Below are 10,702 nucleotides of genomic sequence, written 5' to 3'. Positions count from 1 at the left end.
TCGTCTTGGCATGCCTCGCCTCACATAACCTCAACTTCCCGAACCGCCCGGTGCGGACCCGCACGCCGGGTGGTGTGGCAGGGTGGTGTGGCAGGGGACCGGCCAGCTTGCTGGCCGCCCCTATGCCAATCAGCGGCTTCTAAAAAACAAACTGGTCAGGCCAGTTGATCGCCTGTAAAGTGTTAGGCCTGCGTGCGTCTCGAAAATCGGCGCGCGAGCAATCACATCAGGAGACGACAGCCGCAATGAACGCATCCCAACCTTCCACCGAACGCCGCATCGCCGCCGATACCTTGCAGACCTATGTCCGCGCGATCTGGGAGCACGCCGGCAGCGCGCCGCGCGAGGCGCAACTGGTCGCCGATCATCTCGTCATGTCGAATCTGTCCGGTCACGATTCGCACGGCGTCGGCATGATTCCGCGCTATACGGCGTCGCTCGGCGATGGCCAGCTCAAGCTCAACACGCATGCCGAAATCGTGCGCGACGCGGGCGCGGTGCTGACCGTCGATGGCCGCAAGGGCTTCGGTCAGGTGGTCGCGTATGAAGCGATGGAATTCGGCATCGAGCGCGCGAAAAAGCTCGGCGTGGCCGCTGTGGGCTTGCGCAACGCGCATCACATCGGACGGATCGGGCATTGGGCGGAGCAGTGCGCGAAGGCGGGTCTGGTGTCGTTCCATTTCGTCAACGTCGCGGGCGATCCGCTGGTCGCGCCGTTCGGCGGCATCGACCGGCGTTTCGGGACGAATCCATTCTGCGCGGCTTATCCGCGCGACGGCAAAAACCCGCTGGTGCTGGACTTCGCGACGGCGGGCATCGCTTACGGCAAGACGCGCGTCGCCTACAACAAGGGCGTGAAAGTCGCGCCGGGCATGCTGCTCGATCACGACGGCAAGCCGACCGTCGAGCCGAAAGTGATGCACGAGCAGCCGTTCGGCTCGCTCACGGCGATGGGTCTGCACAAGGGTTCGGGCCTCGCCGCGCTGTGCGAGATTTTCGGCGGCGCGCTGTCGGGCGGCTATACGACGCACGAGAGCACGCTGGAGAAATCCAACGCGATCATCAACTGCATGACGTCGGTTATCCTTGATCCGAACTCCTTCGATGCACCCGCCGCACAAGCCGAAGCCGAAGCGTTCCTCGAATGGATGAAGGCATCGCCGCGCGCGGAAGGCGCGGACGCGATCTATGCGCCGGGCGAGCCGGAAGAAGCGCGTCGCGCCGACCGGGGCGCGCACGGTGTGCCGATCGATGCGACGACATGGCGGCAGATCCGCGAATCGGCGGTGAAGTCGGGCATGACGGAATCCGAAATCGACGGCTTCGCGAACGCGTTGCAGTGATTCACATGACGGCAAACTGGCTTGACCAGTTTGCCGTTGTTTTATCGAACGCGTTTTATCGAACGAGTTCCTTGGCGATCCAGTCGATCACCGACGTGCGCTTCGGCTCCCAGCCGAGCAACGTGCGGGCGCGCGTGCCGCGCACGCGACTATTCAAGCCGAGTCCGTACGACGCCATCTCGTAACCTCATTCCTCGATCGCCTTCTCGAGCGGCCAGTCTTCCGGGCCGCGCAGATCGAGCGCCTTGGCCATCGCGGCCGTCATGTCGCGGAACTGCGCCTCGCCGCTTTCGATGAAGTAAAACGTGCCCGCCGGCGTCTTGTCGAGCGCGCGACGGTAGGCATCCACGACATCGTCGATATGCACGTTCGACCAGATATTCAGCCCGTGCCCGACGTGGCGCACGATGCCGCTCTTGCGCGCCTGACGTTCGAGTCGCGGCAACTGCACGCTCGCCGTATCCGGCACCGCGCCGTGGCCGTAGATCAGCGTGTTGCAGAGCACCGCCGAGCGCACGCCGCGCTTGGCCGCGTCGAGCACGAGATTGTCGATGGCGACGCGCGGCGCCTTGTCGGCGGTCGGTTCGGGCAGCGTGTCTTCGGTGTAGATCTTGTCGGTGGCCGAATCGCCGCCGCAGGCATCGCCGACGATACTCGATCCGCTCGTATGCAGAAGCGGCTTGTTCGAGCCTTCGAGCGCGGCGATCAGCGTTTCGACCGCGCCGCGATGATCGCTGCTGGCCGCGTTGATGACGGCATCGGCGGCGCGCGCTTCGGTGGTCAGCAAGGCCGTGTCGTGGAGACTGCCGACAACCGGTTCGATGCCCAGACGTTCGAGGTCGGCACGCTGCTCCGCGCGGCGAATCAGGCCGCGCACCTTGTGGCCGTCGCGGGCGAGTCCCGCCGCAATCGATCCGCCGATAAAGCCACCCGCGCCCGTGATGAAGATATTCATGGTTGTCGCTCCGAAAGAGATTCGTTTGATATCGCTGAGCGCAAGTATGAGCCGTTTCGACTTTCGCAAAAACAGTGGTAGTCTCAAATGAATCTTGACTGAGGATCAACAATTCCGCCGCCAATGAAGACCAATACCGACGAACTTCAGGTCTTCGTCACCGTGATCGACAGCGGTTCGATCACGGCCGCGGCCGAAGCGCTTCAGCAAACCGTGTCGGGCGTGAGTCGCACCTTGACGCGGCTGGAGAAGAAACTCGACGCCACGCTCGTGCGCCGCACGACGCGCCGCCTGCAACTCACGGAAGAGGGCGAACTGTTCCTCACGCGCGCCCGCGCGATTCTCGCCGCGATGGACGACGCCGAAGAAGCGATTTCGCGCCGTCGCGAGCGTCCTTCGGGGCGCTTGCGGGTCGATGCCGCGTCGCCATTCATGCTTCATTGCGTGGTGCCGCATATCAGGGAATTCGCGTCGCTTTATCCCGAAATATCGCTCGAATTGACGAGCAACGAGCGCATTGTCGATTTGCTGGAGCAGCGCGTGGATATCGCCATTCGCATCGGCGCGTTGCAGGACTCGACGCTGCATGCGCGCGCGCTCGGCAGCAGCCGTTTGCGCATTCTGGCAAGTCCGGCGTATCTCGCGGAACATGGCGAACCGCGCGATGTCGACGAATTGCTGCGAGCGCGGCTGATCGGGTTCACCGCGCCGGAAAGCCTGAACGACTGGCCGCTGCGCGCCCGGCGCGATGGACGAGCGAGCGGTTTCGTCGCGATTCGGCCAGCCGTCAGCGCATCGAGCGGCGAAACCATTCGACAACTCGCGCTGGACGGCGGCGGCATCGCCTGCCTCGCGGATTTCATGACCGCCGCCGACGTGCGCGCCGGCCGCCTGCGCACGATTCTCGACGACGTGCTCGAAGACGTGCGTCAGCCGGTCAGCGCCGTGTTCTACGAAAGCGAGGCGATGTCGGCACGATCGCGCGCGTTTCTGGATTTTCTGGCGAGCCGGCTGGTTCTTTGATACACCTTCCCGACACCTTCAAAACCCGAGACACACGATGCCTTCCATCGAACTCATCAACGCGCCCGGACTGCCGGTGCCCGCCGGTCACTACAGCCACGCGACGCGCGCGGGCAATCTCGTCTGCGTGTCCAGTCAATTGCCGGTTCGTCCCGACGGCACGCATACGAGCGATCTGCCGTTCGAAGCCCAAGCCGAGCAGACGCTGCAGAACGTGCGAACCGTGCTCGTGCTCGAAGCGGCGGGCGCGAGTCTGCAGAACTGCATCGAAGTGACGGCATATCTCGTCGGCGTCGAACACTGGAAGGACTTCAACGCGATCTACGCTCGGCACTTCGGCGACTGGAAGCCGGCGCGCGCGGTGGTGCCTGTCACCGCGCTGCATTACGGCTATCTCGTGGAAATCTCCGCGCGGGCGTGGGTCGAGTGAATCACGCGAGGTCCAGTGCGTTCGTGAGATCGCCGAGCGGCGTTTCGCCGTTCGACGCCATCGCGCGATCGCGCGCGGCCACGCCGTCCAGCGGCGCAAGATCGTGCACGCGCGAGATGAAGCGCAGGATCGAGTTCGTATCGTAAGCGGTGTGATCGACGTAGCCCTTCTTCGCGAACGGCGAGATCACCAGCGCCGGGATGCGCGTGCCCGGTCCCCAGCGATCGCCCTTCGGCGGCGAGACGTGATCCCACCAGCCACCGTTTTCATCGACCGTGACGACGATCACCGTGCTGTCCCACTGCGGCCCGCGCTGGATATGCTCGATCAGGTTCGTGATGTGCCGATCGCCCGATGCGACGTCCGCATAACCCGCGTGCATGTTCAGATTGCCCTGCGGTTTGTAGAACGTGACGGCGGGCAGGCGTCCCGCGTCGACATCGGCGATCAGGCGATTGCTCGATGCGTCGTCGCCCAGTCCCGCATCGCGCAGATGCCGTGCGCGCGCGTCGGTGCCCGGCGCGAAGTTGCGGAAGTAGTTGAACGGCTGATGGTGATACTGAAAGTCCGGCACCATGCCCGTATCGCGATTGTCGAGCGCGTACTGCCACGCGCCGCTGTACCACGCCCAATCGATGCCCTTGCCCGACAACCGGTCGCCGATGGTGTCGTAAGTCTGCGGCGGCAACACCAGCGGGTTCGACAGATCGGCAAAACGCGGGTCGCCGCCCGGCGCCGGGCGCACGTTGCTCGGCTGATACGGCGGGAACATCGTGTTGACGGCGTATCCATCGGCCGTGAGCGCGCCGTCGCGCACGAACTTGGGCGGACCGTCGAGCGCGGATTTCGGCGAATCCGGCGCGAGTTTCAGCCGCGCGCCGGTCGGATCATCGCCATCGACCACGGCGAGCAGCTTGGCCGCCGGGCCGCTTTTCGCGTCCGGATAGAAGGGCGCCTGCGCGGAAATCAGGAAGATATGGTTCAGCCACGATCCGCCGAACGCCGACATGAAGAAGTTATCGCAGAGCGTGTTCTGCTGCGCCATGCCCCACAGCTTGAGCGTGTCGGGATCGTTCCGGTAATGGCCCATCACGAGCCCGCCGGAATCGCCCCACGCCGCGAACTGGTTGTTGCGGCCCGCGTTGATCTGCATCTGATTCTGATAGAACCGATGCACCAGATCGCGCGTGATGACGGAATTGGGCAGCGGCGCGCCGTGCGCATCGACGATCTGGAACGGCGCGTTGCGTAGATCGGCAATCTGCTGCTCCGTGATCGCGTAGCGCTTGCCGTCGACTTCCTGCGCTTGCGGCACGAGCCCGCCCCAGATTTTGGGCAGCGTCGGCATGGGCGTAACGCCGTCGCGATCCAGTTGCGCATACTGCGAAGCAGGCGTGGCCGACAGCGGATACTGCACGCCGGGATAGTTGCCGAAGAGGTTCGTGAAGCTGCGGTTTTCCGCGTAGATCACGACGACCTGCTTCACCTTCGCGGCGAGCGTGCGGTCGAGCGCGGCGTCGGCGGCGGTCTTCGGCGTCGTCGGTTTCTGATCGAAGATATTGCATCCGCCGAGCGACAGGCCGGCCAGCCCGACGCCCGCCGCAAGCAGGCGACGCCGCGCGGGATCGGCGGGTGCGTCGCCGGTCGAAGCGCCAGCGTCGATATCGCGGAAGGGCAGCTCGGGTTGCGAATGGTCGTTCTCGTTCATCGCTCGACTCCTCTCGAAGTGACTGCTCGAAGTAACACCCCGCGCCGGCGACGCGTACGGGCATTATCGACGGCAAAGCATAACGGGCAATTTACGGCGCTGATTCCCGGCAACTGCCCGACCGACAGCGCATGATGCCGCATCGCCCGGCCCGGCGAAACCCGGCCGAACGGCATAGGCAAAATGCATGAATGCGAAAAAATCGCGCGTGCAGTTTTGCTTATGCCATTCGGCCGACTGGAAACCGGGGCGCTACGTGACTAACATCAACTGAACATCAGCTTTGTTCCGACGAGAACCAGCGTCGCGGCGAGCAGGTGGCGCAGCAAGGCTTCTGGCGCTTTCGAGGACAACATGCTGCCGATGGCGATACCCGGAATCGATCCCACGAGGAGCGAAGCGAGCAGCGCCCAGTCGACCGAGCCGAGCATCCAGTGACCGAAGCCGGCGATGAGCGTGAGCGGCACGGCATGCGCCACGTCGGAGCCGACGATGCGTACCGTCGCGAGACGCGGATAGAGCAGCAGCAGCACCGTCACGCCGATCGCGCCCGCGCCGACCGAGGTGATCGATACGAGCACGCCGAGAATGGCGCCCGTGAAGATGGTCCAGAATGCGGTGCGGGAAGGGTTGTCGGGCCGTTCGCGGCCTTTCTGATAGGCGAGGCGCGCGAGTTGCGGCCGGAAGATCAGCGAGACGGCGGTGATCAGCAACGCGGTGCCGAGAATCGACTGGATGAGTTTGGCCGTCCCGGGCGACGCAATGCCGTGCTCTTGCAGCAGATAGATGGTGATCGCGGCCGCCGGCACGCTGCCTGCCGCCAGCCGGCCGGTAATGCGCCAGTCGACCGAGCCCTTGATGCCGTGCACCAGCGTGCCGGCGGTCTTGGTGGCGGCGGCGTACAGCAGGTCGGTGCCGACGGCCGTCGCCGGGTGAATGCCGAACAGCAGGACGAGCAGCGGCGTCATCAGCGAACCGCCGCCGACACCCGTCAGGCCGACCAGCAATCCGACGGCGAAGCCCGAAGCGGAATAAAGTAAGTCGATATGCATGCGCGCACAGAACCCGTCAGGCGTGGTCGAGTCGAAAAACCGTCGATGATAGCCGGTAAGCGGTTCACTTGCTGCATGAAAGCTTAGCTATAACGATCGAACCAGCAATCGAACGCCCCACGCCGGGGCACGCAGGGAACGCCTCCCGCAAGCTTCGGCGGACGTCCTTTCACGTTACTTTCAGGAAGGTGCAATGGATACAAAGGATCAAGCGCAAGGACAGGTTCAACAACAGCAGCAACAGCAACTCAGCCCGGACGAGCCGTTTATCCCGAACGAGCACGCGTACGAGCCGACCGAACGACAGTTCGTTTTGAAGTCGGGCAACACCTTTGCCGTTTATGACGCGAAAGGCGATATCCGTGACGGCGACGACGGCCTGTTCGTCAACGACACGCGCGTGCTGTCCGAACTGGTGCTGAGCTTCGGCGGACGCGCGCCATCGCTGCTATCGGGCAGCATCTCCAGCGACAACGCCGTGTTTACCGCGCACTTGACCAACCGGCCGTTGCCGCCCATCGGCGGCGCACACACTCCGGAAGGCGTGATCCACGTCGAGCGCAAACGTGTGCTTTCCGGGCATGTTCTGCACGAAAGTATTGTTCTGACGAATTACGGAACCGAGCCGTCCACGGTTCCACTGTCGATTTCGTTCAAAGCGGACTTTCTCGATATGTTCGAGGTGCGCGGCACCAAGCGCGGCAAGCGCGGTAACTTGCGGCCGCCGGTCGTCGAAAATGGTGAAGTCGTGCTGCGTTACGTCGGACTGGACGAAGTGGAGCGCACCGCGCGCATTCAGTTCACGCCCGCGCCGGATGTGCTGTCGCCGGGGCGTGCGGACTACGCCTTGCATATTCAGTCGGAGACGGCGATCTCCGTGTATCTGTCGGTGACGGCCGTCACCAACGCATTGAGCGATGCCAGCGAGGAAAGCAAGCGCAACGCCGCCGAAGCCGCCGAATGCGCGCCCGAGTCGGGACGCCCGGCGATCCGCGAAGCGCTGGTCGATGCGCATCGGCGCATGCGCGACCGGCGTCGGGCGAGTGCGCGCGTGCGGTCGAGCAATCCGCTGTTCAGCGAATGGATCGATCGTTCGCTCGCCGATCTCGGACTCCTGACCACCGATCTCGACACCGGCCCGTATCCCTACGCCGGCATTCCGTGGTTCTCGACCGCGTTCGGGCGCGACGCGATCATCACGTCGCTGCAGATGCTGTGGCTGCATCCGACGCTTGCGCGCGGCGTGTTGCGCTTTCTCTCCGCGAATCAGGCGCGCGAAGATTCGGCGTTCCGCGATGCCGAGATCGGCAAAATCATGCACGAGACGCGCAAGAGCGAAATGGCGGCAACCGGCGAAGTGCCGTTCGCGCTGTATTACGGCGGCGTCGACAGCACGCCGCTGTTCATCGTGCTGGCGGGCGCGTATGCCATCCGTACCGGCGACAAGGCGCTGATCGACGAAATCTGGCCGTCGCTGCAACTGGCGGCGCAATGGGTCGCGCGTCATTGCGATACCAACCCGCACGGTCTGCTCGACTATCAGCGCGCGACGGAACACGGCCTCGCCAATCAGGGCTGGAAAGACAGCCACGACTCCGTGTTCCACGCGGACGGCAAATTCCCGATCGGACCGATCGCGCTGGTCGAAGTGCAGGGCTACGCATCGACCGCGTTTTCGACGATGGCGCGTCTCGCGCGCGAACGCGGCGAGCACGCCCACGCGGACGACTACGAACGGCGCGCGCGTCATATCCGTGAGAAGGTCGAGGAGATGTACTGGATGCCGGAGCTCGATTTCTACGGCATCGCGGTCGACGGCAAGGGCGAGTTGTGCCGCGTGCTGTCGTCCAATGCCGGGCATCTGCTCGCGTTCGATCTGGTGGATCGCAAGCGCGGCGAAACGGTGGCGCGGCAACTCGAATCGGCGCTGTTTCACACGGGCTGGGGCGTGCGCACGCTCGCGGCGGGTCAGCCGCGCTTCAATCCGATGTCGTATCACAACGGCTCGGTGTGGCCACACGATACCGCGTTGTGCGCGCGCGGCCTGGCTCGTTACGGCGATCGCGGCGCGGCGGTTGGGCTGCTGCAATCGCTGTTCGAAGCGGCCGTGACGTTCGACATGCGCTTGCCCGAGCTTTTCTGCGGCTTTACGCGGCAGCGCGGCGAAAAGCCGATTGCCTATCCGGTCGCGTGTTTGCCGCAGGCGTGGGCGGCGGGCACGCCGTTCATGATTCTGGAAGCGTGTCTCGGCGTCAGCGTGGATGCCGTCAACGATGAAATCCGCATCGACCGGCCGCAGTTGCCTGAGGGTATCGACTGGCTCGAAATCGGCGATCTGCGTCTGGGCGACAAGGATGTGACGATCACCTTCCGGCGCGTGGGCGGGCAGGTGATTCCATCGGTGGAGGGCGAGGCGCGCGTGGTCGCGGTGCTGTAGGCCACGCGCTGAAGGTCGAGCCGTTAGACCGCCACGCTGCCGACGTAGTTTTCGGCCAGCGCGGTGGTGGCGGCGGTCGACGTGGTCACATGCTCCAGTTCGGCGACTTGCAGGCGCTGCTCGAACGGCGAGATGTCGTCGAGCTTGTGCAGCATGCGCGTCATCCACCAGGAAAAATGCTCGGCGCGCCATACGCGCTTGAGCGCCGTCTCGGTGTAGCGCGCGAGCTTGTCGCTGCTGCTTTCCTTGTAGAAGTCGATCAGCGCGGCGTTCAGCACGCGCACGTCCGATACCGCGAGATTCAGCCCCTTCGCGCCGGTCGGCGGCACGATGTGCGCGGCGTCGCCGGCGAGGAAGAGCTTGCCGGACTGCATCGGCGTCGAAACGAAGCTGCGCATGCCGACGATGTTCTTCTGGAAGATCTTGCCTTCGGTGATCTGCCAGCCGTCCGCCGTATCGACGCGCGCGTGGAGCTCGGCCCAGATGCGGTCGTCGGACCAGGCATCGACGGAATCTTTCGGGTCGCACTGGAAGTACATGCGCTGCACGCCTGGCGAGCGCGTGCTGATCAGCGCGAAACAGCGATCGTGCCGCGCGTAGATGAGTTCGTCGGAGGAGGGCGGCGCTTCCACCAGAATGCCGAACCAGCCGAACGGATAGATGCGCTGATAATCCTGCCGCACCGCTTCGGGGATGCACTGACGCGACACGCCCTGCGAGCCGTCGCATCCGACGATGAAATCGCACTCCAGTTCTTCGTCGCGCCCTTCGTGCCGATACTTGATGCGCGGCCGGCGATCGCTGCCGTCGTGAAAGTCGTGCAGCGTCACGTTCGACACGTTGAACTTCAGCGCGCCATTCGCGGCAAGACGCGCGGCCACCAGATCCTTGATGACTTCGTGCTGCGCGTAGACGGTGATCGAATGCCCGGTCAGTTCGGTCAGCGCGATACGGCGGCGCTGTCCCTCGAACGCCAGTTCGAAGCCGTGATGCAGCGCGCCTTCGGCCTGCATGCGTTCGCCGAGTCCGGCGTTCTTGAGCGTATCCATCGTGCCTTGCTCGAGCACGCCGGCGCGAATCGTCGATTCGATATCGTGCTGGCTGCGCGCCTCGAGCACGACCGATTCTATGCCGCGCTGATGCAGAAGGTGAGAGAGCAGAAGCCCGGCCGGGCCCGCGCCGACGATGCCGACTTGTGTACGCATGATTGTCTCCGAATGCGGTGATGATCTTGTGCGTACAGTGTCGGCAGAGCGAGGTTATGCCGCAACGCGATAGCGGGGATAGCGTGTATCGATTATTGAGATAAAGGGTGGAAAATCGGGGAAAAGGCGGGGTTCTTAGGGTAAATCCTGATCTGTCACATCGCGTTTTGGCCCAACGCGTGTACGACCGAAGGTCGATTCAACAAAGACCGATACCAGCGACACAGGTGCTGAAATTCACCAAGATCGATATCAGCGCTATAAACGGAGTCGAACCAGTGTGCTTTTCCCCATCGCGTTAAAGCGAATAAATACGCGTCGGCAATGGTGAATTCATCACCGGTTAAATATATTTTGGTAGAAAGTTACCGGTCGATCCATTTAAATCGGGAATAAAGCTTTGGCCTCGCGGTTTCCAGATATTTAGTCTGGCCTGCAAAATTGAATTTGCCGGAATGGACCCGACGACGCAGTCTGGTGCAGACGTAAACGCACATCTCAGCCAGGTCTGCAGCGCACGAGTAGAGGTTGAGGCATGACGTTGAGCTG

The 10,702-nt window shown here is 63.6% G+C and carries 8 protein-coding genes and 1 pseudogene; 4 read left to right on the top strand and 5 right to left on the bottom strand.

The window, feature by feature from the left end:
* The first annotated feature begins 245 nt into the window (after positions 1-245).
* Positions 246-1,343 carry a malate/lactate/ureidoglycolate dehydrogenase gene (locus BVER_RS24265; protein ID WP_050455451.1) on the top strand — a complete coding sequence of 366 codons (1,098 nt, stop codon included), beginning with the start codon at positions 246-248 and terminating at the stop codon, positions 1,341-1,343.
* Positions 1,344-1,398: 55 nt separating this feature from the next.
* Here the strand turns inward: BVER_RS24265 and BVER_RS24260 are convergent.
* Positions 1,399-2,298: pseudogene (locus BVER_RS24260) on the bottom strand (NAD-dependent epimerase/dehydratase family protein).
* 123 nt (positions 2,299-2,421) lie between these two features.
* Here BVER_RS24260 and BVER_RS24255 point away from each other — a divergent pair.
* Positions 2,422-3,321: a LysR family transcriptional regulator gene (locus tag BVER_RS24255; protein WP_050455450.1), complete on the top strand. Its 900-nt coding sequence runs from the start codon at positions 2,422-2,424 to the stop codon at positions 3,319-3,321.
* A gap of 37 nt (positions 3,322-3,358) precedes the next feature.
* Positions 3,359-3,751, top strand: coding sequence for a RidA family protein (locus BVER_RS24250; RefSeq protein WP_050455449.1), 393 nt, complete (start codon positions 3,359-3,361; stop codon positions 3,749-3,751).
* A gap of 1 nt (position 3,752) precedes the next feature.
* Here BVER_RS24250 and BVER_RS24245 read toward each other — a convergent pair whose 3' ends face one another.
* Both BVER_RS24245 and BVER_RS24240 read right to left on the bottom strand, forming a co-directional pair.
* A complete protein-coding gene (locus tag BVER_RS24245; RefSeq protein WP_050455448.1) occupies positions 3,753-5,459 on the bottom strand; it encodes an acid phosphatase in 1,707 nt (568 codons plus the stop codon).
* A 266-nt stretch (positions 5,460-5,725) separates the two neighbouring features.
* The gene (locus BVER_RS24240) at positions 5,726-6,511 is read right to left on the bottom strand and encodes a sulfite exporter TauE/SafE family protein (protein ID WP_050455447.1); all 786 of its coding nucleotides are present in this window, start codon (positions 6,509-6,511) and stop codon (positions 5,726-5,728) included.
* Positions 6,512-6,704: 193 nt separating this feature from the next.
* On the opposite strand from BVER_RS24240, the gene BVER_RS24235 reads away from it, so the two are divergent.
* Positions 6,705-8,948 carry an amylo-alpha-1,6-glucosidase gene (locus BVER_RS24235; protein WP_050455446.1) on the top strand — a complete coding sequence of 748 codons (2,244 nt, stop codon included), beginning with the start codon at positions 6,705-6,707 and terminating at the stop codon, positions 8,946-8,948.
* A gap of 23 nt (positions 8,949-8,971) precedes the next feature.
* Here the strand turns inward: BVER_RS24235 and BVER_RS24230 are convergent, their stop codons facing one another.
* The gene (locus tag BVER_RS24230) at positions 8,972-10,153 is read right to left on the bottom strand and encodes a 4-hydroxybenzoate 3-monooxygenase (protein ID WP_050455445.1); all 1,182 of its coding nucleotides are present in this window, start codon (positions 10,151-10,153) and stop codon (positions 8,972-8,974) included.
* A 155-nt stretch (positions 10,154-10,308) separates the two neighbouring features.
* Positions 10,309-10,506, bottom strand: coding sequence for a glutathione binding-like protein (locus tag BVER_RS31860; RefSeq protein ID WP_083452340.1), 198 nt, complete (start codon positions 10,504-10,506; stop codon positions 10,309-10,311).
* Positions 10,507-10,702: the final 196 nt, after the last annotated feature.

The organism is Candidatus Burkholderia verschuerenii (assembly GCF_001189365.1).
In the GTDB taxonomy this organism is placed as follows: domain Bacteria; phylum Pseudomonadota; class Gammaproteobacteria; order Burkholderiales; family Burkholderiaceae; genus Caballeronia; species Caballeronia verschuerenii.
The sequence above is the reverse complement of the archived record's forward strand: the minus strand, read 5'-3'. Positions and strand labels throughout refer to the sequence as shown.